The organism is Sporobacter termitidis DSM 10068 (assembly GCF_900130065.1).
Classification (GTDB): domain Bacteria; phylum Bacillota; class Clostridia; order Oscillospirales; family Oscillospiraceae; genus Sporobacter; species Sporobacter termitidis.
Map to the genome: position 1 here is coordinate 55,666 of NZ_FQXV01000009.1, position 22,399 is coordinate 78,064.

Genomic DNA, 22,399 nt, shown 5'->3' on the forward strand with positions numbered 1-22,399 from the left:
AATTTGCTCTGTTTATTACCGTTCGACTGTGCTATAATCTGCTGATACCAATGATATCGAGATGAGATGAATCCCTTGAACCGCATGCCAAATAGCCGCAATCGCGAAATCAATATGTGCGCCGGGCCCCTTGCGCCGAAAATTCTGATGTTCTCCCTTCCGCTGATGGCGGCGGGTGTCCTGCAGCTGATGTTTCAGGCCGTCAACATGGTGGTCGTCGGGCGCTTCCGGGGGAGCGACGCGCTGGCCGCCGTCGGAGCGACATTTACGCTGACCGAGCTTTTACTGTTTGTCTTTATGGGGCTCGCCACCGGCGCCAACGTCCTTGTGGCCAGGTACTACGGGGCGAAAGATAACGAGGGTATTGAAATAACGGTACATACCGCCGTCGCGGCCAGCTTGGTCGGCGGCGTTTTTATCGGCATCTGCGGAATACTGCTCACAGAGCCGCTGCTCCGGCTGACCGGGACGCCGGAGAGCATCATCGGCCTTTCCGCCGTTTACATGAAGATCTATTTCGCCGGCCTGCCCATCATCGCGCTGTATAACTTTGGGAGCGCCATTCTGCGCGCCGTCGGCGATACGAAAAGTCCCCTGTACTTTTTGAGCCTGGCGGGCGTCCTGAACGTGGGGCTCAACCTGTTTTTTGTCCTGTGCCTGGGCATGAGCGTGGCCGGGGTCGCCATCGCTTCCGTCATGGCGCAGGGCCTTGCCGCCGCCCTCGTGCTCCGGACACTGATGAAAAGCCGGGGCGCTTACGCCGTCCGGCTGAGAAAGCTCCGCATCGACTGGAGAAAGCTCTGGATGATCGCGAAGATCGGCGTCCCCGAGGGGCTGCAGGGTATGATGTTTGGCATTTCCAACGTGCTCATCCAGTCGTCCATCAATTCCTTCGATATTGACGTCGGTGCCGGCAACACGGCGGCCATCAACATCGAGGGCTTTCTCTACGCGGCGCTGAACGCCCTGCCCCAGGCCGCCATCGCGTTTACGGGGCAGAACATGGGCGCGCAGAAATACGACAACGTCCGGCGCATCTACTTCAGCTGCTGCGGCTTCGTCCTGCTCGTCTCCGCCGTCCTCTGTACGCTGACGGTCGTCTTCCGCACGCCGCTTATCAGCATCTACGACGCGACGGAGCCGGTCGTCCTGCAAACGGGCGCGCTGCGCCTGCTGATCATCTGCTCCACGTACGCCGTGCTTTCCCTGAACAACACCACCTGCGGCGTGATGCGCGGCATGGGCGCGTCGCTCCTGCCGGCCATCGTCTGTTTCATGGGAATCTGCGTCTTCCGGGTGGTCTGGGTCGAAACGGTTTTCAGAATCTACAGGTCTTATATGACCCTGATGCTGTCTTACCCCATTTCATGGGGTATCACGCTGGCCGTCAACGTCCTGTGCCTGTACATCGTCAAGAAGAGGATCATCGGCAGGATGGAGCCTGGCGCCGCCCGGCTTCAGGCCTCCTGATACGGTTTTATCCGGCTGTCAGCATGCTGTCATTCTGAGAAACGCAGCGTCTCAGGATGGCAGCTTTTTATTTACCGGCGGCCTGGCCGTGCCCGGGATTTTCAGCAGCTGCGCCGGCACCGCGAACTCTATCCCGTTTTGATCGAAGATTTCCTTGATGCTCAAGTTCACCTGCTGATGGATGTCCATGTATTTGTCATAGTCGCTGCTCATGATGATATACGCCGTTTCAAAATTCAGGCCGTATTCGCCGAAGGTGACGAAATGGCAGCGGGAAAACTTCGTATCCGCAATGCCTTCGACGATATTTTTCATAATGTCTGGGATCTCTTTTAATTTTTCCGGCGGCGTGTCGTATGTCACACCAAGTGTGAACAGGACGCGCCGCTGTTCCATTGTCTTGTAATTCTGAATACGGGAGCTGGTCAGGTCCTTGTTTGAAAAAATGAGCTGTTCTCCGCTCAGCGCGCGCAGGCGCGTCGTTTTGACGCCGATATGCTCGACCGTCCCCGACTTGTCGCCGGCCTCGATAAAATCCCCGATTTCAAACGGCCTGTCGAATAGTATCGTAAAAAAGCAGAAAACGTCCGTCAGCACCGTCTGCGCGGCGAAAGCGACGGCGATGCCGCTGATGCCGAGCCCGGCCACCAGCGAGGTGACCTTAACGCCGACGTTGTCAAGGAACAGGAGGATGGCGATTCCCCAGACGACGATTTTGATGAGGCCGGAAATGAACCGCGCCGCAAGGAGGTCCTCCTCGTCCTTTCGTTTGGACTCCCAGTACCTGTTGAAAGCAAACACGGCAACCGACGAAATAAACACGGCGCCCATCACGACGATGATGGCAATGGCCAGGCCGGCGACGATTTTCTCAAGGGCGGGGCTGAGCTTCAGAAGCTTTGTGCACATATAAAACGCCGCGAAATATGCCGCGGGGCAGAGATACCTCCCGATATCCCTGACGATCTGATGATACGCCGGCGGGTCGGCACGGACGCCGAAATGCCGCATGAATATTTTGGCGGCGATCCTGATGACCGTCCAGCAGGCGACCAGGGCAATCAGAAACAGAATGTAGTCCAGGATCGTGTTGTCCAAGACCTTATAATCTAAAAATTCCTGCATAAGCTCCCTCCGTTCAAAGGCGCTGTCGGTGATATCATAGCTTTCAAAGCGGCCGTTCGCGCTCATGCGCGATATAATGAATTCTTAGAGTTCATTATATCATAAAATAATCCGTTTCATCATAGTTCCCCGGAAAATCGACACGGCCGCTTTTTTGAGTTGTGTGATCAAACGTCCAGGACACGCAGGTTTTCGTACGAATATACAAAATATTTATATCCGTTGACAACAATTTTTACATGTAATACAATCTTTACGTGAAGTTTGGGCACTTTCTCGAATATATTGATTGTAGTTTTTCACAATAAATTTGCGTCGTCCAGATATTTTTAGGAGGTTGCCGCCGATGGATGCCAGCAGTTTATTCGCCAGGAACTTTTTGGACGTTACATATGAGGACCTGCCTCAAAAGGTGGTCGACGAGACGAAAAAGCAGGTGCTGGACCTTATCGGCGTGGCTGCCGGCGGCTATGGGCAGGCCGGCGCCAGGGAGGTCCGGGAGCTGGCCGTTGAGTGGGGCGGCGCACCGCAGGCGACTATTTTTGGCTGCGGCGCCAAGGTCCCGGCGCCGAACGCCGCGCAGGCCAACGCCACCATGGTCCACTCGCTGGACTTTGACGACGTCCACGAGGCGGCGGTGATGCATCCCGGTGTCGTCACTATCCCCACGTCCCTGGCCGTGGCGGAATATATGGGCGGGCTCTCCGGCAGGGACTTTATCCGGGCCGTCGCCGTGGGCGGCGACATGATCAGCCGGATGGGGCTGGCCACGCGGCCGGGAGACGATATCCACCAGTACGGCTGGCATTTTACAACGCTCAACGGCTTTATGACCGCCGCCGCCGTGGCGGGCTGGATCATGGGTCTCGATGAGGAACGGCTCGTGAGCGCCATCGGCATCGGCTACCACCAGTCCTGCGGCAACGGGCAGGCCGTCAAGGACGGCGTCTTAACCAAACGGCTGGGCCCCGGCTTCGCCGTCCGGGGCGGCATACAGGCCGCGATGCTGGCGCAGAAGGGCGTTACCGGCGCGCGGAACGCGCTGGAGGGCGTCCAGGGCTATTACAAGGTCTATCACGGGGGCTGCTACTCTCAGGAGATTCTCACCGGCGGGCTGGGCAAACGCTTTGAAAGCGAAAACATCTCCATCAAGCCCTACCCCTGCTGCCGGGGCACCCATCCCACCATTGACGCCACGCTCGTCCTCGTCCGGGAACATGACATCGCGGTGGAGGAGGTCGACCACATCAAAATCTGGGCCGGTAAGGGCACTCTGGGCCTTCTGGCGCTGCCGCTGGAGGTCAAGGCCAGGCCGCGCAATTTCGTCGACAGCCAGTTCAGCCTCGTCTGGGGCTGCGCCGCCGCCATCGCCAAAAAGCGCGTCACCCTCTCCTGCTATACGGAGGCGGCCATCAAAGATCCGGAAATCCTCGCCGCGGCCGCCAAGGTCGCCGTCGAGCACGAGCCGAAATTCGACACCGGCGGGCTGGAGCCCGTGTACATAGAAATCACCATGAAGGACGGCACGGTATACAAAAAGCTCATGGAGACGGCCACAGGCTCACCCGAAAAGCCCGCCGCCTTTGACGAGGTCGTAAATAAATTTCACGGCTGCGTCGAGTCCTCAGCCCGGCCGATGCCGAAGGCCCACGCCGAAAAAATCATCGATACGGTGCAGGGACTCGAAAAGCTCGGGGATATCCGGGAGCTCATCGCGCTCCTCGTCTGGTAAAAAGCCCGCCCGATAGAGGTATAGGGCAGCGGCTATGGCCCCTTTTGTTGGGGCTGCGCCCCGGAGGCGGCTGCAATGTACCTGGGGAAGGCCGCCAGTAGGGGCGAACTGTGTTTGCCTCCGGCAGTTTTATCAGGTTGCCATACTCGTGAATCCCCTGCGTAAAGCTGTAAGGATTTTCATGCCAGCTTTGTGCGGTACGGCGCCGGGAGGAGCGGACGACCAGTGGTCGTCCCTACAAAAACGAGGGGATACGCCGTAGGGCGGGACGACTCGGCCCGCCGCTCTTGTTAGCGCGGGGTGCCTGTGGGTAAGGACCGACGGCGGGCCGAGTCGTCCCGCCCTACGAGGGATTCGACGGGAAAACAGGCTTGTATGGGATGAAAAAGGGCTGATATTTGAGATTTTGGGGCTGGTTTTGAACGAAAATGCCTTGTAAAGCTTTAAAAAGGGGCTGGATTGGGGCGATATTTTCCTTGATATGTTGCGAAAGTATGAAGGTTTCTCTCTCCGAACGTGGTCAAAGCGTTGCGGTTACTGGATAATCGATTTTCGAGAATCTCAATTTGTGTTATATTTATAAATATTTTTTCTGCGCGGCCTTTTGCGTGCGGGTTCTTTAGCTTCATTATAGCACGGGTATCCCTTATTTGGGGTGATACGATGACCCGGTGAACACCCTGCCGCGCCGACAAAAACGGCGGGAGCAAGCCCCCGCCCTACCGTATACGCCAAACCGGCGGCAAGCCTGTAGGGCAAGGGCTCTGCCCTTGCCTCTGTCCCCATACGGGGGCACGTAATATATCTATTAGATATATCGTCTTAGCCTGAAAAAAATTATATATAGGAGGCATAACTATGGATATCCCGAAGACAAGCAAGGCGATGGTTCTCACAAGGTTCAGCCAGCCGCTGGAGCTGCTGGACATTCCCGTTCCCGAGCTGAAGGATGGGGATATGCTGGTCAAGGTCGACCTCGCCAGCGTCTGCGGCACGGATGTGCATCTGGCCCGCGACGAGCTGAGCATGCACCCGCCCACGCCGATCATCATGGGCCACGAAACCGTTGGGGAAATTTATTATCTGCCCGACAGCGTCAAAACCGATGTGGCGGGCACGCCGGTCAAGGCGGGGGACCGCATCATGTGGTCGCACTTCTTCGACGGCACCTGCTATTCCTGCAAGGTCCTGCACGAGCCCGTCCTCTGCGAGCACAGCCGGGGCTACGGCTTTTCCAACGCCTATGAGCTCCGGGGCGGCTACGCCGAGTATGAGGTCGTCCTGTCCGGGACGGACTTTGTGCGCGTCCCGGACAATGTCACCTCGGAGGAGGCCGTCGGCGCCTGCTGCGCGGGGAGGACCGTCGTCAACGCGTTCGACAAGCTGTATAACTGCGGCGGCATCCGTCAGGGCGACTCGGTCGTCGTCACGGGCGTGGGGCCCGTCGGCCTTTACGCCATCGTTATGGCGGCCCAGTCCGGGGCGTCCAGGGTCATCGCCGTGGACATCAGCGAAAACCGGCTGGAGTTTGCCAAGAAGTGGGGCGCCACGCACGTGGTCAACGCCAAGGACCATCCCGACGAGGCGGAGCGCGTCAAATACATACGCGGCCTCTGCGGCGGCCGCGGCGCGGATGTGATCATCGAGTGCTCCGGCGTCCTGTCCGTATTTGCGGAGAACTTTAAAATCCTCGCCAATCCTTCCAAGTACCTCATCATCGGCCAGACCAGCGACAAATCCGTGCCGATCGTCCCCAACGACATCCAGCACCACAACGCCGTGGTTATCGGCAGCCACAGCGGCGATATCCGCCACTACATCAAATGCCTGAAGTTTATCGAAGCCCACAAGGACAAATATCCCTTTGGCGAGATCATCTCCAAAAAATATCCGCTTGCCGAGGCAAACGTTGCCCTTGCAGACATGCGTTCCGGCGTTGCTCTGAAGGCCGCGCTGGTGAACGGCTAAAGGAGGAAGCGCTATGGTATATGGGAATTTAAAAATGTGGATCGGCGGCGAATGGGTCGACGCCGAGTCCGGCAAGACATTTGAAACAGTGAACGTCACAACGGGCGCGCCGCTGGGCACGGCGCCGCTGGCCGACAAGGCCGACGTGGACAACGCCGTGGCGGCGGCGCGGCGTGCGTTCCCCGTCTGGGCCGAAAAGACCCCCGGGCAGCGCAGCGCCGTCGTGGCCGCTATCGGCGAGCACATCAAAAAGCACGCCAAGGAGATGGCGCATCTGGACGCCCTGGAGCACGGCCTGCCGGAGCACATCGCCATCGGGCCCACCATGGGCGCGGCCGGCAACTTTGAGCAGGCCGCCGCCTACAGCCGCCATTTGGAGGGGCACGCCATTCCATCCAACAATGACAGGATGTACAGCCTGGAGCGCGTACCCGTCGGCGTCTGCGCGCTGATCACGCCGTGGAACATGCCGTTTTTCCTCATGGCGCAGAAGGTCGCGCTGAGTCTGGCCGCCGGCAACACCTGCGTTTTAAAGGTTCCCAGCATCAACGCCATCACCTCGCTGAAGTTTGCCGAAATCCTCTCTGAGGTCGAGGGGCTGCCGAAGGGCGCCGTGAACGTCGTCACCGGCCCGGGCGGCACCATCGGCACCTATATGGCGGCTCACCCCGGGGTGGACTGCGTCGGCTTTACCGGCAGCACCGAGACGGGCGTGTCCATCATGCAGGCCGCCGCCCCCACGCTGAAAAAGCTCGTTATGGAGCTGGGCGGCAAGAATCCGGCCATCATCTTCCCGGACGCAAACCTGGACAGGGCCGTGGAGGTCCTGGCCCACCACCAGTTCCACAACTGCGGCCAGGCCTGCGGCTCGCCGGGCCGGTATTACATCCACGAGAGCGTGTACGATAAGTTTTTGGAAAAGTTCCTGGACCACGCCAGGCATTTGACCGTCGGCGACCCGCTGGACCCGAAGACGGACATGGGCCCGCTGGTGAGCCGCGAGCATTGGGGCAAGGTCACGGGCTATATCCAGAGCGGCATCGACGAGGGCGCCGGGCTCCTCCTCGACGGCAGAACGTATGACGCCAACTTTATCGGCCCCACCGTCTTCACGGACGTGACGCCCGGAATGAAAATCTACCGGGACGAGATTTTCGGACCTGTGGCGGTCATGCTGAAGTGGCGCGACGAGGATGAGGTCATGGCGCTGGCAAACGACAATACATACGGCCTGACGGCCTCCATCTGGACGGCGAACATCGCCCACGCCCTGAAGCTGGGCAAAAAGCTGACGGTCGGCACCTTCTCCGTCAACTCCCACAACTTTATCGCGGCCGAGGCCCCCTGGGGCGGCGTTCGCCAGAGTGGCGTCGGCGGCAAGGAGGGCGGCTACCAGGGCGTGCTGGAATACACGGAGCAGAAGATGATCACCATCTGTCTGATAGAATAACTTCTTTGCAGGGGGCGATGCCCGCATCGCCCCGCCGGTCCTTATTCCTGTGTCACCCGCCGCGCCGACAAGCATCCCTCCTTCAGTCGCCTGCGGGCGACAGCGCCCTCGTCTGAGGGAGCCGGAGGAACGGCGGCCCGGTATGGGGCATCGGGCCATGATTACTATGGGGGTCATAAAATGCAAAGCGGCATGAAGCTCTATTGTATCCAGGTGGGCGCCTTTCGGCTGCCGAGAGGCTTTGTGGCGGCGCGGTGCCGGGACGCGAACGTGCCCGCGGTGATGCCGATCTACACCTATCTCATCGAGCACCCGAGGGGGCGCGTGCTGGTGGACACGGGCCAGTCCTATGAAATGCGGGACGAAAACACCGTCATGGAGGAGAAGGACACGATCCTCCATAAGCTCACGGCGCTGGGCCTGGGGCCGGACGACATCGATTACGTGGTCATGAGCCACATGCACCTGGACCACTCGGGATATATGAACTATTTCCCGAATTCCACCTATATCGCCCGCCGCGAGGAGCTGAAGGCGGCGTGGTGGCCGGAGGCCTGCGAGGGCGGCTACGTCTTCCCCACCTATGAGAAGACGAGGAAATTCAAATTCATCCAGCCGGGAGACGACGAGGAATACGACATCTTTATGGACGGCGCTATCGTGCTCATCGACACGCGGGGCCACTCGCGGGGACATCAGTCCGTCGTACTGGACCTGCCGAATACCGGCAAAACAGTGCTCGCTGCCGACGCCGCGCCCTTAAAGGAGGTCCTGGAGCGCCGGCTGCTCCCCGGCACCTGCACGGACAACTGGCAGGCCATGCGCGCCGTTGAAAAGCTCCTCCACTACGAGGCGTGCGGCTATAAGCTGATCTACGCCCACGACCCCGACAATCTGCCGTCAATAAGCTTTCCGGCGTATTACGACTGAACGGCGTATAACGGCATCAGGCTGAAAGCCGCCCGCAAACAGGGCGGCTTTCAGGCTATTGATAAAGCCCTTTGGGCTTTATCAATAAGGGGCTGCATGCGGCGCGCTCAGCCGCGCCCCGCATGAGAGGTGTCACTCCGGAGGCGCATGTCCTCCTGTGTGACAAATTTTCAATTTATTTGCCGCTCCGGCGGCAAACTCTGCGAGGCTTTGCCCCTTTGTATGCATGAACCTGAAATTCTACAGGATTTCACTTAATAACCAATTTGCACCTGCGATAATTATTTGATATACTGATAAAGTTCGCTAGAGCAAATTCATCGGACGCACAATCAAATCGGCGTAAAATCGCAGTTAAAACTGAGCGCCTGTTATGCATTTGCCCGGGATATGTTATATAATCAGCAGAAGGAAACGAAACAGCACGGCAAAATCCGTTGGAGCTACGGCGGATTTATGATATTTGATGTTTTGAGGTCATGGAATTCAGGTGAAAATATGAGAAGACGTCAAAAGCTGCTCTGCCTAGATACACAGGCCGAGCTCATCGACGACGGGGTGATCCTGGAAAACCCCCAGGCTAAAAGGCCGGCGCTCCTCCGCGCCATCTTCGGGAAAAAGCGGCTCGACATTAAAGACGACCTGCCCGGCGTTTACAAATACTCGGACTGGCTGCCCATTGCCAGGACCCTGAAGGCAGACGGCGCACCGGTCACGTATCCGAGCCGGAAGCTGGGGCGGTACCTGGGGCTGCGGAATCTTTACATCACCTTCAACGGCTATTGGCCGGAGATCGGCGCGACGATGAAAACCGGCACCTTTAAGGAGTGCGAGGCCTATTCCGTCTGCGCGCGGTTCCCGAAAGGCGCGGGGACGCTTGTGGTCGCCTCCGCGGGGAACACGGCCAGGGCCTTTATGAAGGTCGCTTCGGAAAACGACATCCCGATGGCGATCGTCGTCCCGGAAAAGAACGTGGACAGCCTCTGGTCGCTGGAGCCTTTGAACCCCTGCGTCAAGATCGTTGCCGCGGGCGGGGAATCCGACTATTACGACGCCATACGGCTCTCGAACGCCATCTGCGGCATCGACGGCTTTGTCAACGAGGGCGGCGCCAAAAACGTGGCGCGCCGGGACGGCATGGGGACGACGGTCCTGTCGGCCGCCACGACGATCGGCGAGATCCCGGACTATTACTTTCAGGCCGTGGGCAGCGGGACGGGCGCCATCGCGGCCTACGAGGCCAACCTCCGGCTGAATCAGAGCGGCCAGTTCAAGCCGAAGAAGATGCGGCTGTTTGTCTCGCAAAACCTGCCGTTTGCGCCGATGGCCAAGGCCTGGGCCAAAAAGTCCCGGACGCTTGACCCCATGGACGACGGCGAGGCGCTTTCCGAAATCGACACGATGGTGGCCAAGGTGCTGTCCAACAGGCAGCCGCCCTACGGGATCACCGGCGGGCTTTACGACGCCCTCACGGGCTCGGACGGCGACGTTATCGCCGTGGAAAACCAGCAGGCGCTGGAGGCACAGCAGCTGTTTCTTGAAAAAGAGGGGCGCGACATCTGCCCGGAGGCCGGCGTGGCGCTGGCGTCCCTGATGCTCAAGCTGAAGGACGGCGCGCTGCGGCGGGGCGACGTTATCATGCTGAACATCACCGGCGGCGGCATGGAAGCCCTGGCGCGCGAAAACACCCTGTACAGGGCCGCGCCGTCTCTGGTGGTCCCCCGGGAGGACATCGGGGCGGAGACGATGAAAGAAAAAATCAAATCACTTTTTTGAGGGGATCAAGGATGAACGATATTTTTAGCAAGTGCGCGACAAGCGAGGGCTATTTCGGCCAGTTCCGGGCTCAGGGCGACCGGTATTACACCATGCCGGTCATGGAATCCGTGCCGGGCAAGATCATGAAATTCCAGGGCAGGGACTGTTTGATGTGGTCCATCAACAACTACCTGGGACTGGCGGAAAACGAGGAGGTCAAGCAGGCCGCCCTGGAGGCCATGAAGGTCTGGGGCACCAGCGGCCCCATGGGCTCCCGCATGATGAGCGGAAACACCGTGGAGCACATCAAGCTGGAGGAGAGCCTGGCCGATTTCGCGCAGAAGGAATCCTCCATCCTCTTCAATTACGGGTATCTGGGCGTCATCGGCACCGTGGCCTCGCTGGTGGGGCCGGACGACGTGATCGTCATGGACAAGCTGGTGCACGCCTCCATCGTCGACGCGGCCTTCGGGGCCGTCAGTGACCGGCGGCATGTGCGCGTCTTCCGCCACAACGATATGGACAGCCTGGAAAGCCGCCTGAAAAGCCTGCGCGAAACCGTCAAGGGCGGCATTCTGATCCTCACGGAGGGCGTTTACGGCATGACGGGCGACGTGGCGCGCCTGAGAGACATTTGCGAGATCAAGGACAGGTACGGCGCCCGCCTCTTTGTCGACGACGCCCACGGCGTCGGCGTTATGGGGCCCACAGGCCGGGGCACGGCCGAGCACTTTGGCGTGCAGGACAAGGTGGACCTCTATTTCGGCACATTTGCGAAGGCGTTTGCCTCCATCGGCGGCTTTACGGCCGCCAATCGCGACGCGGTGGAGTGGATCCGCTACAACGCCAGGACCCAGGTCTTCGCCAAGAGCCTGCCGATGATCTACGTCAAGGCGCTCCAGAAGACGCTGGACCTGGTCCGGGACGGGGACGCCCGCCGGAAGCAGATGTTTTATATCGCGGACAAGCTGGCAAGCGGACTTTCCGAGCTGGGCTACTACATCGGCAAGGTCGACTCCCCGCTGGTGCCCGTTTTCATCCCCGAGGGCAACCAGGTCACCGCGATGGAGTGGATCAGCTTTCTCAGGGACAAGGGCATTTTTGTCACCGGCGTCACCTATCCCGTCATCCCGAAGAACTATATCATGTTCCGCATGGTGCCGACGGCGTCGCACACGGACGAGGACGTGGAAAAGACGGTGGCGGCGTTCAGGAGCCTGCGGGACGAGCGGGGCCTGACGCTGCATTACGATATCGACGCCATTTCAAACATCTACGGAGACCCGGAGGTATGACCGGAACGGCGCTTGTCACCGGCGCCGCCAGCGGCATCGGCAAAGCGGCCGCGCTGGCGCTGAAAAGCGCGGGCTGGGAAGTCATCGGCACGTCCAGAACCCCGGAAACCGTCGGCGCTGATTTGGCGGGCACCCGTTTTCTCCGTCTGGACCTCATGGATGAGAACAGTATCGCCGCGCTCCTCGGGCAGGTTGGTACCGTCGACGTTCTGGTCAACAGCGCGGGGGCCAGCCTCATGAGCGCCGTGGAGGAGACGCCGGTGGCGAAAATCCGAGGCCTGTTCGAGCTGATCGTGTTCGGCAACGTGCGCCTCATGCAGGGCGTCCTGCCGGGGATGCGCGCGGCGGGGCGCGGCCTCATCATCAATATCGGCTCCTACGCGGAGGTGACGCCCGTCCCCTGCTCGTCCATCTACGCCGGCGCCAAGGCGGCGCTGCACGTCCTTTCGGCGGGGCTCCGGCAGGAGGTCCGCCCCTTTGGCGTCAAAATCGTGACGGTGGCGCCCACGTTTATCAAGACGCCCATCGTCCAGGAACGGTTCTGCGCCGAGAACTCCGCCTACGCCGGCATGATACAAAAGGCCGGGGCCGTGCGGGATAAAAATATCGACTCGGGCTCTTCCCCGGATATCGTTGCGCGTCAAATACTCAAAATCGTCCGGGCGAAAAACCCGGCCTCCTTTTATCCGGTGGGCAAAAACGCCAGGCTTTTCCCGGTGATGCAGCGCATTTTGCCGGAGAGGGTCCGGGAGGCCGTCATACGCCGGCATTATCATCTGTAGGCGGTGGTAGATATGGAACCGATCATCAGCGGCATCCAGCAGGTGGGTATCGGCGTGGCCGATTTGGGCGCGGCCCGGTCGTGGTACGGCCGCGTGCTGGGCTTTGACATCCCCATATTTGACGATCCGGGCGTGGCCGACAGAATGCAGCGCTATACGGGCGGGCAGCCGCAGTCGCGCCATGCCATACTGGCCGTCAACCTGCAGGGCGGCGGCGGGCTGGAAATCTGGCAGTACACGTCGCGCACGCCGCGGCCCCCGGCCTTTGAGGTCCGGGCCGGCGACCTGGGGATCTTTCTGCTCCGCATAAAGACGCCGTACGTTGAAAAGGCCTATCTGCAGCTGAAAAAGCATAACGCCGATATCCTGGGCGGCATCGTCGAGACGCCGGAAGGCGTCCGGGCGCTGTGCCTCAGGGACCTGTACGGCAATCTTATCCGGCTGGAGGAGTCGGACGCCCTATTTACAAAAACGCCCGCCCTGAACGGCGGCGTCATCGGCGCCTCCGTCGGCGTTTCCAATATGGAGAAATCTGTCCGGTTCTACAGGGAAATTCTCGGCTACGACAAGGTACTCTACGACGGCACGGGGGCCTTTCCGGATATGCATCCCCTGCCCGGCGGCGCCGGCGTATTCCGGCGGGTGCTGCTGGGGCACTCAAAGCCGCGGGAGGGCGCTTTTGCCAAAATGTTGGGCGCCTCCACCATTGAGCTTGTCCAGTGCCTGGACAGGACGCCCGGTAAAATTTTTGAAAACCGCTGCTGGGGCGACCCGGGCTATATCCAGATCTGCTACGATATCCGCGGCATGTCGGCCCTCAAGGCGCTGTGCGCGGAAAAGGGCCACCCCTTTACCGTGGAGTCGAACCCCGAGACAGCGGAGAAAAACGACACCTTCGACATGGGCGAGGCCTCCGGCATCTTTTCTTACGCGGAGGACCCAGACGGCACGCTCATCGAATTTGTGGAGACTCACAGGCTGCCGATTATGAAAAAGCTGGGCTGGTATCTCGACCTGCGGAAGAGGGACCCCAAAAAGCCTCTCCCCGACTGGATGCTGAAAACGCTCCGCTGGAACCGGAAAAAATAGCGCGGCGCGTCCGCTCCAAAATCATGGGACAGAAAAATACCAGGGCTTTCACCCTGGTTTCCTCAGGTTTTGCTAGCCGGCGTCCTGTTGTTCGAGACAATCCTCGTAATAATTCAACGCGTCGATCGACTCGTAATCGGCGACGCTCCCGTTTTTGCCATAAGCTTCGAAATGCAGAAACGCCGGGTAAAAAATTCCCTGGTCTATCGCTTCGTCATTGATCGTCAAGCTGACATACGCCATGTCGTCGCTCGACATTTCCTGCACTTTTCTGAGCAGCGCGGGGATATGTACCTGAATATTATTCATGTTTACCTTCCCTTTATTTTAAATTTGTCGTACAACAACGTGCAGTTTATGACATATTCCTGCAATTGGCAAGAGCGAAGAAAATCGAGTTTTGTCGAACCTTAAATAATAGTAGGCATGTACAAAATAAGCCGTCTTACGACGGAATATTTCTTATTTTTGCATAACAAAACCGCTGTGCCGGGGGCACAGCGGTTTATATTTTATGTTCGGCGTATCAAGCCGGCCGCTTTACAGCACGCAGGAGAAGCCGCCGTCGACTTTGATCTCGGCGCCGTTGACGTAGTCGGACGCCTTGGAGGCGAGGAATACCACGGTGCCCATCAGGTCGTTCAGGTCGCCCCAGTAGCCCGCGGCGATCCTCGACGTGATGTGGTCGTAGAACGCCTTGTCGGCGCTGACGGCGATGTTCATGTCCGTCTGAATAAAGCCGGGGCAAATGGCGTTCGTCTGGATGTTGTACTCGCCCAGCTCGTTGGCGAAATCGCGCGTGATGCCGATAACGCCGTGCTTGGCCGTGACGTAGGCCGGGCATTTTTTATCGCCGCTGAAGGACAGCGCCGAGCCGATGTTGATGATCTTGCCGCTCTTTTGCTTGACCATAACCTTGGCGACCTCGTGACCGAGGAAATAGACGGCCTTCAGCTGGAGGTCGAGCACGCGGTCGTACGCCTCGTCCGGGAACTCCAGGAAATCCGCGAAGTGGTTTGTGCCGGCGTTGTTCACAAGGATATCGATGTGCCCGTACTCCTTCAGGCAACCGTCCACGACGGACTTCAGATAATTCTTGTCCGTCAGGTCGCCCCTGATAAAGGCCACGCGGCGCCCCTCGGCCTCGATGAGGCGCTTGACGTCGGAGACATCCTCCGTAAAGTGCGGGATATAAAGATCGGCGCCCGCCTTGGCGAAAGCGACGGCGTAGCCCATGCCGAGACCCTGGTTGGCCCCGGTCACGATGGCGACCTTGCCCTTCAGGCTGAAATAATCCATTGAAAACGCGGCAATTTTATCTATAGCGCTCATAATTCGGCCTCCTTACAGCGTTTTGGGCTTGCTCATGACCTCGCTCACCGTCTTGGCGATACCGTCGGGGTCCATGCCGTAGTGCTTGTAGATTTCATCGGGATCGCCAAGGACCGCGAACTTGTCGGGCAGGCCGATGCGCTTGAACTTGCCGGAGAAGCCGGCCTCGCACAGGACCTCCGCGACGCTGCCGCCCAGGCCGCCGTTGATGGAGTGCTCCTCGACGGTGAAGATGTTGCCTGTCTCGCGGGCGCACTTGAGGATCATGTCCACATCCAAGGGCTTGACGGTGTGCATGTCGATGACGCGGGCGTTGATGCCGTGCTTTTCCTTGAGGATCTTGGCGCCCATGAGGGACCAGTAGACGGAGGAGCCGGCGGAGATGATCGTCAGGTCATTGCCGGGCAGCGTCTCGATGGCTTTGCCGATCTGGAAGTCATAGTCGTTGTCGGCGTAGACGTTGGGGGAGCCGCCGCGGTCGATGCGGATGACCATGGGGCCCTTGAAGGTGAGGGACTGGCGGATAACTTTGCAGCACTGGGCCGCGTCCGCCGGGACGACGACGGTGAGGTTCGGGATGGCGTGATAGAGCGCCAGGTCCGCGATGCAGTTGTGGGTCGGGCCGCCGGCGGCGGTCACGCCGGCATGGGTGCCAATGAGGCGGACGTTGACGTCGTTATAGGCGATGTCGGTGTGGATCTGGTCGGCCGCGCGCAGGGACAGGAACGGCCCGAACACCTGGGAGTAGACCACCTCGCCGGAGAGGGCGAGACCGGCTGAAGCGCCGACCTGGTCCGGCTCGGCAATGCCGAAGTTGAAGCATCTCTCGGGGTATTTTTTCAAAAGCTGCCCGGCGCTGGAGGAGGGGGCCACGTTGTCCGTATAGGTGAACACAAAGTCCAGACCCTCGTCGGCCATCCGCGTCAGCTCCTCGCCGTAGGCCTCGCGGGCGTTAGACAGCATCTGGTCAAAGTTAAAAGTCGATTTAACGCTCATTATTTCTTCTCCTTTTTGCTTTTCTCAAGGGAGGCCAGAGCCTGCTCAAGCTGCTCCTTGGCGATGCCGCCGCCGTGCCACTTGTGATTGCCTTCCATAAAATCAACGCCCTTGCCCTTGACGGTGTTGGCGATGATGGCGGTCGGTTTGCCCTTCTTCGAATGGTCCACAGGCGGGAGCTTATCAAAGGCCGCGCAGACCTGGGCCATATCGTTGCCGTCGGCGACGTTCAGGACGTTCCAGTTGAAAGCCTCAAGCTTCTTGTCCAGGGGATCGATGTTCATGATCTCCTCGGTGGTGCCCGTCATCTGCAGGGCGTTCTTGTCCACGATCAGCACAAGATTCGACAGGCCGAAGTGGGCGCCGGACATGAGCGCTTCCCAGTTGGTGCCCTCGTTGAGCTCGCCGTCGCCGGTGAGGACGAAGACGCGGTAATTCTTCTTCTGCTTCCTGGCGCCGAGCGCGTAGCCCACAGCCACGGGCAGCCCGTGGCCCAGGGAGCCGGCGGAAACCTCGATCTGCTCGCAGTATTTCCTGTTGGAGTGCATGCCGAACTTCGCCGTGTCCAACGTCTCGAAATGCTCTACCATGTAATCCATTGTGTAGGCGCCGAGATCGGAGAAGATGGTAAACAGCGTCTCGCTGCAGTGACCCTTGGAGAGGATGAAGCGGTCACGGTTTTCATCGCAGGTGTTGTGCACGTCGTAATTCAGATACTTGTAGTATGCGGCCACGGCGACCTCGACCATGGACAGCTCGCCGCCCAGGTGGCCCATGCCGATTCTGTAAATGAAGTTCAGGAGGTCGTGGCGGATCTTATAGGCCTTTTCCTCCAGTTCGGGGATTGTCAAATTTTTCTTTTCACTCATAAGGGGCTCTCCTTATTCAAATTTGTTGCATTCGATGAGGATTTTGATATGCTTGCCGGAGACCTGCGCTTTAAAGGCCTCTTCGGCGTCGTCGATGGAGAAGACCTTCGACGTAAACTCCTCCAACTGGAATTTCGGGAAGATCTGCCAGGTGCGGGGGAAGGTGTAGGGCGAGACGTACATGCCCGTGATGGTCAGCTCGTTGGCGTAAAGATGCTTGTAGAGGTTCAGGGGCATTTCATAGGTATTGGGATACATGGCGGCATAGATGAGCTTGCCGCCCAGCGCCGCGATGAACGGCAGGTCGTAGACGGCGCGGGTAGAGCCGGAGCAATCGACGACGACGTCGTAGCCCTTGCCGTCCGTCAGCTCCATGGCCGCTTTCTTGATGTCCACCGCCGTCGGGTCGATCGTATGGTCGGCGCCGTATTTGAGCGCCAGCGCGCGGCGGTCGGCGATGGGCTCGACGAGCGTCAGGTTGGACGCGCCCATCATATGGACAGCCTGGGTGGCCAGAAGGCCGATGGGGCCGCCGCCGACGATGATGACGCGCTGGCCGATCTTCATGTCGATCTTGTCCATCAGGCGGACGGCGACGGAGACGGGCTCCAGGAGGCAGGCCTGCTTCAGGCTGATGCTGTCGGGCATTTTATAGACCTGGGATTCATGCCAGACGACGTACTCGCTCATTCCGGGGTTGTTGGATTCGTTGGCGTGCTCGCAAAATTGCTGCTGGCCGTTTTGGCAATAATAGCATGTCCCGCAGAAGTGGAGAAAATTCCCTGCGACACGGTCGCCGACCTTGAGACCCTTCTTGGTGGCCTTCGGGCCCAGCTCGACAATGACGCCGGAAACCTCATGGCCCAGTCCGAACGGGACTTCCCATCCGAAAATGTTTTCCACGAGGTGCGGGTCGGAACCGCAGATGGCGCAATAGGCGACCTTGATGCGCACATCCTCCGGCCCCAGGGGCTGCATGGGGATATCCGTGACCTTGACCTGACCGCGCTTGGATTCGTCCGGGTCCTTCAGACTACCGATTTTGACGACAGTAACCGATTTCATGTGTGTATACCTCCTCATGGTATGACTCATGGTTAAATTATATTATTCACCGGCGTACAATTCAATCGTCCGGCAAGACACGTTTGGCCCGTTTGTGTCCGTCTGCGCTAGACGGGGCCGAAATCGTGCTTGTCGCCGAAAAATATTATTGGTATAATGAATAACAGCTAATTATACAATAGATTTGGGGGAGTTGTATATGGAAAAAGGTCAAAACAGCAACCTCTATATACCATATCAGATCCCGATCCAGATGTCGGATTACGAGCTCTCCGTCAAATACCTGGAAAGGCTCGACGAGACCTGCGTGGAATTTACGCACACCCACTTAAACTACGAAATTTACTATATCCTCGAGGGCCGGATGCGCATGCACATCGGCGGGCAGGAGCACCTTTTGCTGCCCAACCATTTCATTCTCATCCCCCCGGGCGTGTCCCATGGGGCCGTTTACAACCCCGACGAGAAAAAGGTCTACGTGGTCTTCGTCTTCGGCATCCACAAGAACTCCGAGGCCGCCTCCCGCCGCGCTCCGGAGCATGAATTCGTGCGCCTTTTTGAAAGCGCGCTGTCGGAAAAGCTGTACGTCATCGCCGAGGACGCAAACAGCTGCAGCGGCATCCTGTCCGCCATTGAGCGGGAGGCCACGGAAAAACCGCTGGGCTGGCAGCTCCTGCTCGTGGATTACTGCCGGGAGTATTTTATCAAGGTCCTGCGCAATATCCTCACGGCGGGGAGCGGCGACGAAGGGCAGCCGGACGCCGGCCAGTCAAACCTCGCCGTGAAGATCACCAAATTCATGCAGGAGCATTACCAGGAGAACCTCTCCCTTGAGGACGTGTCGAAGGCGTTTCACATCACGCCGCGCCATATCACCAGGATATTCAGCGATTATTTCGGCACCAGCTTCCGCAAGACGCTCAGCATTTACCGGCTCAATTACGCGAAGAACTATCTCCGCTACACGGACAAGCCGGTGGAGGAGATCGCGGAGCTTGTGGGCATGTCGGCCCCCCAGACGCTCTACCGCCTGTTCAAGGAAAACGAGGGCATGACGATCTCCGAGTACAGGAAGTACCACCGGCAAAAAGACGATTGAAAAAACGGGATCAGCGCGGCAATTGTCCGGCTGGTCCCGTTTTACGTGCAACCTGTTTATTTTTCCGGGCCTAAAAGGCGCTGTTGTCGTTTACAATGCCTTCGATGACGATGCTGAGGAGGTTATAATCGGTCATCAGGTTGAGCTCGAACGGCATCACGTCCTCGCCGCCCGCCTTGATCACCCGGACCCGCGGCCGCATGCAGACCTCCTCAAAATTTTCAAGGACGATCGCCGTATACCCGTTGGAGAGGCGCACGGTGGTACCGATGGGATAGGGCGCGACCTTTCGGATAAAAATGGTGGAGACCCGCGGGTCAAATATCGATTCCACCCCGCCCAGCACATACTCCATCGCCTCGGAGGGGCTCTGCGCCTTCCGATACGGCCGCTCCGACGTCAGCGCGTCGTACACGTCCGCCACGGCGATGATTTTGCCGAACAGCGATATCTCGCCGCCGCATTTTCCGTTGGGATAACCGGAGCCGTCGTATTTCTCGTGGTGATCGATGATGCCGGTGTAGATGACCGACTGCAGCCTGAATTTGTTCCTGGCGTAATCGTACCCAAGCTGGGAGTGCTTCTTGACCTCCTCGAATTCCTCCGGCGTCAGGATTCCCGGCTTGTTGATGATCTTCTTGTTGATAAAGACCTTTCCGATATCGTGCAGTATGGCGCTCAGGCCCAGGCGCGAGAGCGTGTCCCGGTCGAGGCCCATGGCGATGCCCGTGACGATCGACAAAACGGCGACGTTTACCGAATGGAGATATGTATAGTTGTCGTAGCATTTCAGGTCGATCATGTTGACCATCATGTATCTGTTTGCCAGCAGCTCGTCCACAATGCCGTCGACCTGCTGCATGATGCCCACGATTTTCGCTTTTGGGTCGCCCCGGTCCTTGGCCTCCGTAAATATTTTTTTGACGCCCTTGGCGGTCTCCATTCTGAGCTCGTCGCTGATGGTGCTGATGACGCTGATATCTCTGGACAAATCGTCGTCTATATACAGTCCGGGGAATTTCTTTCGCTGGATGCTGTCAATATTCTTTTTACTCAGTTCGACGCCGGCAATAAGCAGTTTTTCGTTGTTTTTACCGTATAACGTTCTGGCGACCCGCATGCCTTCCCGCAAACAGTTTGCCGGCACGAATCTCATGACTATTCCCCCTGGGGCGCGTATTTATAAGGAAAGGAGCATCAAATCGCGAAATATGGCCCATTATCAGCTAATACATCTATTATCGATTCAAAAAGCCGCGCGATTAATCGTTTGGGTCAAGATTCCTTGAAGGGAAGCGCAAATTTGCCCCGCCGCGGCGGTGGGCGCGGCGGGGCGGATGGTATTTATGTAAAGCTAAGCGTCGTAAGCCTTGCCGAGGATCTCCCTCAGGTCGCCGGTCGAAACCGGCCGGGCCGAAAAATGGAACGGGGAATACGCCAAAATGTCCGGGACGGCGGCCAGCAGCGCCTCCTTTGACGCGACGAGCGTTTTCAGCCCCGGCATGCCGATAAGGCCGTACAGCGCGCGCACCGTCCCGCGGGCGGTTTTCCCGATTTCCTCCGGGGCGGCGCTTTCCGAAACCTCGGCGCCCAGCAGGCGGGCGACCGCCGCGACCTTTTCGGGGATGGCCGGGGCGAGGAATTCCAGCGCTTCCGGCAGGGTCGCGCCGCAGGCCGTCCCATGGGGCAGATGGAAGACCGTGCCGAGCACGAGCCCGATCTCGTGGGGGACGTTGCAGAAGGGGCCCATGATCGACAGTCCCGCCAGCGTGGCCGCCAGCTGCAGCCCCTCCCGGGCCTTGAGGTCGGCGCTGTTTTTAAACACGGCCGGCAGGTTTTTGCCGATGAGCGAAATCGCCTCCCGCGCCAGCACGTCGCTGATGGCGTTGGGCTCGCCCGAGGTAAAGGCCTCCACGGCGTGGCACAGCGCGTCCACCGCCGTTGACGCCGTCACCGGGAGCGGCAGGCCGAGCGCCAGCTCCGGGTCGACGATGCCGAGATTCGTCGCGCAGGGGACGTTTTGCTTGACGCCCCGCTTCGTATCGGTGATGACGCCGCCGGGCGTAGCTTCGCTGCCGGTCCCGGAGGTGGTGGGGATGACGATAATGGGTTTCATCGTCTTGTCGTCGGGCTGGACGTCCTCGTAAGCCAGATAATAATTGCTGATAGGCGGCGGGTTCGTCAAAAGGACCTTTGCAGCCTTGCCCGTGTCCAGCGCGCTGCCGCCGCCCACGGCCACGACGCCGTCCACCCTCTCGCGGACGCCGAGAGCGCCGGCCGCCTCCACCGTATAGTCGGGCGGGTCCGGCAGCACGCCGTCATAGCAGACGGTTTCGATGCCGGCCGCGTGGATGTGCCCCAGAATCCTATCGGCGATACCGGCGGCCTTGACGCCCTTGTCGTAGACCACCAGGACCTTTTTGCAGCCGAACTCCTTCAGCTTCTCCCCAATCAGCCCGGAGACGCCGCAGCCGAAGAGGATGGGGTTTGTACTGGCTAAAAACGTGCTGTGCATCACAATCCCTCCATGATATATTTCCGAATGACTTTTCCCTGATTTTGGCGTAAAATAAACGCGGACGAATCGGGCCCGAAGGAGATGCTCTCATGCGCAAAATTTTAAAATCAAATGAAATGGCGGTGCTGCAGGACGACGTGAATATCAGCCGCGCCGACCTTTTGAACGCCGAGCGGCACATTTGCCTGAAGCTCGGCCCGGGAAAGTTCCTTCTCGCCCTGCATTACTGCGACATCAGAAACGCCGCGCGCAAGGACTCAAAGGTGTTCATTTACTGCAGCCCGGAGCACCTGATTTATCTCAGCGATAACAAAGAGTGCGCGAAGGTCGCGGGACAAATCGACGAAGGGATCGACACCTATCGTCAGCTCCTCGAATTTTTTGTCACCATCTGCACCGACGATCTGCATGAGCTGGAAAAGGTCGAGGACAGGATCACAAAGCTCGAGGATATGCTGCTGACCAGGAAAAACCGCCTGGATAACGGCCCGGACAAAATCATCGCCATCCGCCGGGATCTGCTGAATGTAAAACGGTATTATGAGCAGCTCGGCTTCATTGCCGGCGAGTTTGCCGAGGACGAGAACGACGTTCTGCCGCCGGACATCCAGGCAAGATTTTATTCTTTTTCCCGGCGTATCGACCACCTCCTCAGCTCCGTGCTGCATCTGCGCGAATATATCACGCAGGTCAGAGAGGCGTATCAGGCCCAGCTTGACATCCAGCAAAATCAGATTATGAAGGTTTTTACCGTCATCAGCGGCATATTTATGCCCCTGACACTCATTGTGGGCTGGTACGGTATGAACCTGCGGATGCCGGAATACGGCTGGAGCTCAGGGTACGCTTTTGTCATCCTTCTGAGCGTTGTTGTCTGCGTCGGCTGTCTGGCCGTTTTCAGGCTTAAGAAATGGTTCTAGG

General features: G+C 58.8%; 19 protein-coding genes. 11 read left to right on the forward strand and 8 right to left on the reverse strand.

Features of this window, described 5'->3' with window-relative positions; all coding sequences use genetic code 11:
* Positions 1-84: 84 nt before the first annotated feature.
* Positions 85-1,470 carry an MATE family efflux transporter gene (locus BUB60_RS12840; protein ID WP_073079963.1) on the forward strand — a complete coding sequence of 462 codons (1,386 nt, stop codon included), beginning with the start codon at positions 85-87 and terminating at the stop codon, positions 1,468-1,470.
* A gap of 51 nt (positions 1,471-1,521) precedes the next feature.
* Here the strand turns inward: BUB60_RS12840 and BUB60_RS12845 are convergent, their stop codons facing one another.
* A complete protein-coding gene (locus BUB60_RS12845) occupies positions 1,522-2,595 on the reverse strand; it encodes a mechanosensitive ion channel family protein (protein WP_073079966.1) in 1,074 nt (357 codons plus the stop codon).
* 346 nt (positions 2,596-2,941) lie between these two features.
* On the opposite strand from BUB60_RS12845, the gene BUB60_RS12850 reads away from it, so the two are divergent.
* From BUB60_RS12850 to BUB60_RS12885, 8 genes are all read left to right on the forward strand, one after another.
* On the forward strand, positions 2,942-4,327 hold the full coding sequence (locus BUB60_RS12850; protein ID WP_073079696.1) for an MmgE/PrpD family protein: 1,386 nt from the start codon (positions 2,942-2,944) through the stop codon (positions 4,325-4,327).
* 858 nt (positions 4,328-5,185) lie between these two features.
* On the forward strand, positions 5,186-6,295 hold the full coding sequence (locus tag BUB60_RS12855) for a zinc-binding dehydrogenase (protein WP_073079698.1): 1,110 nt from the start codon (positions 5,186-5,188) through the stop codon (positions 6,293-6,295).
* 13 nt (positions 6,296-6,308) lie between these two features.
* Positions 6,309-7,745, forward strand: coding sequence for an aldehyde dehydrogenase family protein (locus tag BUB60_RS12860; protein ID WP_073079700.1), 1,437 nt, complete (start codon positions 6,309-6,311; stop codon positions 7,743-7,745).
* A 180-nt stretch (positions 7,746-7,925) separates the two neighbouring features.
* Positions 7,926-8,675 (forward strand): N-acyl homoserine lactonase family protein, encoded by a 750-nt coding sequence (locus tag BUB60_RS12865; RefSeq protein ID WP_073079703.1) that lies wholly within the window; start codon positions 7,926-7,928, stop codon positions 8,673-8,675.
* Between the two features lie 498 nt (positions 8,676-9,173).
* The gene (locus BUB60_RS12870; protein ID WP_143162351.1) at positions 9,174-10,451 is read left to right on the forward strand and encodes a cysteate synthase; all 1,278 of its coding nucleotides are present in this window, start codon (positions 9,174-9,176) and stop codon (positions 10,449-10,451) included.
* A gap of 11 nt (positions 10,452-10,462) precedes the next feature.
* Positions 10,463-11,728 (forward strand): aminotransferase class I/II-fold pyridoxal phosphate-dependent enzyme, encoded by a 1,266-nt coding sequence (locus BUB60_RS12875; protein ID WP_073079704.1) that lies wholly within the window; start codon positions 10,463-10,465, stop codon positions 11,726-11,728.
* Positions 11,725-12,510 carry an SDR family NAD(P)-dependent oxidoreductase gene (locus BUB60_RS12880; RefSeq protein ID WP_073079706.1) on the forward strand — a complete coding sequence of 262 codons (786 nt, stop codon included), beginning with the start codon at positions 11,725-11,727 and terminating at the stop codon, positions 12,508-12,510. Before BUB60_RS12875 ends, BUB60_RS12880 begins: the two co-directional genes overlap by 4 nt.
* Before the next feature lie 12 nt (positions 12,511-12,522).
* Complete coding sequence (locus BUB60_RS12885) at positions 12,523-13,599, forward strand: VOC family protein (protein ID WP_073079708.1); 1,077 nt, start codon at positions 12,523-12,525, stop codon at positions 13,597-13,599.
* Between the two features lie 72 nt (positions 13,600-13,671).
* On the opposite strand, the gene BUB60_RS12890 is transcribed toward BUB60_RS12885, so the two are convergent.
* The 5 genes from BUB60_RS12890 to BUB60_RS12910 form a co-directional block, all read right to left on the reverse strand.
* On the reverse strand, positions 13,672-13,908 hold the full coding sequence (locus BUB60_RS12890) for a hypothetical protein (RefSeq protein ID WP_073079711.1): 237 nt from the start codon (positions 13,906-13,908) through the stop codon (positions 13,672-13,674).
* A gap of 231 nt (positions 13,909-14,139) precedes the next feature.
* Complete coding sequence (locus tag BUB60_RS12895) at positions 14,140-14,931, reverse strand: SDR family oxidoreductase (protein WP_073079713.1); 792 nt, start codon at positions 14,929-14,931, stop codon at positions 14,140-14,142.
* A 12-nt stretch (positions 14,932-14,943) separates the two neighbouring features.
* A complete protein-coding gene (locus BUB60_RS12900) occupies positions 14,944-15,927 on the reverse strand; it encodes a transketolase family protein (protein ID WP_073079716.1) in 984 nt (327 codons plus the stop codon).
* Positions 15,927-16,796: a transketolase gene (locus BUB60_RS12905; protein WP_073079718.1), complete on the reverse strand. Its 870-nt coding sequence runs from the start codon at positions 16,794-16,796 to the stop codon at positions 15,927-15,929. Before BUB60_RS12905 ends, BUB60_RS12900 begins: the two co-directional genes overlap by 1 nt.
* Positions 16,797-16,808: 12 nt before the next feature.
* Positions 16,809-17,861, reverse strand: coding sequence for a zinc-dependent alcohol dehydrogenase (locus BUB60_RS12910; protein WP_073079721.1), 1,053 nt, complete (start codon positions 17,859-17,861; stop codon positions 16,809-16,811).
* A 199-nt stretch (positions 17,862-18,060) separates the two neighbouring features.
* Between BUB60_RS12910 and BUB60_RS12915 the strand changes: the two genes are divergently transcribed.
* Complete coding sequence (locus BUB60_RS12915; protein WP_073079723.1) at positions 18,061-18,960, forward strand: helix-turn-helix transcriptional regulator; 900 nt, start codon at positions 18,061-18,063, stop codon at positions 18,958-18,960.
* Positions 18,961-19,030: 70 nt separating this feature from the next.
* Here BUB60_RS12915 and BUB60_RS12920 read toward each other — a convergent pair whose 3' ends face one another.
* Both BUB60_RS12920 and BUB60_RS12925 read right to left on the reverse strand, forming a co-directional pair.
* A complete protein-coding gene (locus BUB60_RS12920) occupies positions 19,031-20,116 on the reverse strand; it encodes an HD-GYP domain-containing protein (RefSeq protein ID WP_073079725.1) in 1,086 nt (361 codons plus the stop codon).
* 198 nt (positions 20,117-20,314) lie between these two features.
* A complete protein-coding gene (locus BUB60_RS12925; protein WP_073079727.1) occupies positions 20,315-21,475 on the reverse strand; it encodes an iron-containing alcohol dehydrogenase in 1,161 nt (386 codons plus the stop codon).
* Positions 21,476-21,567: 92 nt separating this feature from the next.
* Here BUB60_RS12925 and BUB60_RS12930 point away from each other — a divergent pair, with 92 nt between their 5' ends.
* Positions 21,568-22,398 carry a magnesium transporter CorA family protein gene (locus BUB60_RS12930; protein WP_073079730.1) on the forward strand — a complete coding sequence of 277 codons (831 nt, stop codon included), beginning with the start codon at positions 21,568-21,570 and terminating at the stop codon, positions 22,396-22,398.
* Position 22,399: the final 1 nt, after the last annotated feature.

What these genes read in the sequence shown, in the direction of transcription:
- BUB60_RS12895 (WP_073079713.1), bottom strand. Translation starts at nt 14,931, where the DNA reads ATGAGCGCTATAGATAAAATTGCCGCGTTTTCAATGGATTATTTCAGC.
- BUB60_RS12870 (WP_143162351.1), top strand. Translation starts at nt 9,174, where the DNA reads ATGAGAAGACGTCAAAAGCTGCTCTGCCTAGATACACAGGCCGAGCTC.
- BUB60_RS12860 (WP_073079700.1), top strand. Translation starts at nt 6,309, where the DNA reads ATGGTATATGGGAATTTAAAAATGTGGATCGGCGGCGAATGGGTCGAC.
- BUB60_RS12920 (WP_073079725.1), bottom strand. Translation starts at nt 20,116, where the DNA reads ATGAGATTCGTGCCGGCAAACTGTTTGCGGGAAGGCATGCGGGTCGCC.
- BUB60_RS12900 (WP_073079716.1), bottom strand. Translation starts at nt 15,927, where the DNA reads ATGAGCGTTAAATCGACTTTTAACTTTGACCAGATGCTGTCTAACGCC.
- BUB60_RS12850 (WP_073079696.1), top strand. Translation starts at nt 2,942, where the DNA reads ATGGATGCCAGCAGTTTATTCGCCAGGAACTTTTTGGACGTTACATAT.
- BUB60_RS12925 (WP_073079727.1), bottom strand. Translation starts at nt 21,475, where the DNA reads ATGCACAGCACGTTTTTAGCCAGTACAAACCCCATCCTCTTCGGCTGC.
- BUB60_RS12915 (WP_073079723.1), top strand. Translation starts at nt 18,061, where the DNA reads ATGGAAAAAGGTCAAAACAGCAACCTCTATATACCATATCAGATCCCG.
- BUB60_RS12875 (WP_073079704.1), top strand. Translation starts at nt 10,463, where the DNA reads ATGAACGATATTTTTAGCAAGTGCGCGACAAGCGAGGGCTATTTCGGC.
- BUB60_RS12885 (WP_073079708.1), top strand. Translation starts at nt 12,523, where the DNA reads ATGGAACCGATCATCAGCGGCATCCAGCAGGTGGGTATCGGCGTGGCC.
- BUB60_RS12855 (WP_073079698.1), top strand. Translation starts at nt 5,186, where the DNA reads ATGGATATCCCGAAGACAAGCAAGGCGATGGTTCTCACAAGGTTCAGC.
- BUB60_RS12865 (WP_073079703.1), top strand. Translation starts at nt 7,926, where the DNA reads ATGCAAAGCGGCATGAAGCTCTATTGTATCCAGGTGGGCGCCTTTCGG.
- BUB60_RS12840 (WP_073079963.1), top strand. Translation starts at nt 85, where the DNA reads ATGCCAAATAGCCGCAATCGCGAAATCAATATGTGCGCCGGGCCCCTT.
- BUB60_RS12845 (WP_073079966.1), bottom strand. Translation starts at nt 2,595, where the DNA reads ATGCAGGAATTTTTAGATTATAAGGTCTTGGACAACACGATCCTGGAC.
- BUB60_RS12880 (WP_073079706.1), top strand. Translation starts at nt 11,725, where the DNA reads ATGACCGGAACGGCGCTTGTCACCGGCGCCGCCAGCGGCATCGGCAAA.
- BUB60_RS12890 (WP_073079711.1), bottom strand. Translation starts at nt 13,908, where the DNA reads ATGAATAATATTCAGGTACATATCCCCGCGCTGCTCAGAAAAGTGCAG.
- BUB60_RS12910 (WP_073079721.1), bottom strand. Translation starts at nt 17,861, where the DNA reads ATGAAATCGGTTACTGTCGTCAAAATCGGTAGTCTGAAGGACCCGGAC.
- BUB60_RS12930 (WP_073079730.1), top strand. Translation starts at nt 21,568, where the DNA reads ATGCGCAAAATTTTAAAATCAAATGAAATGGCGGTGCTGCAGGACGAC.
- BUB60_RS12905 (WP_073079718.1), bottom strand. Translation starts at nt 16,796, where the DNA reads ATGAGTGAAAAGAAAAATTTGACAATCCCCGAACTGGAGGAAAAGGCC.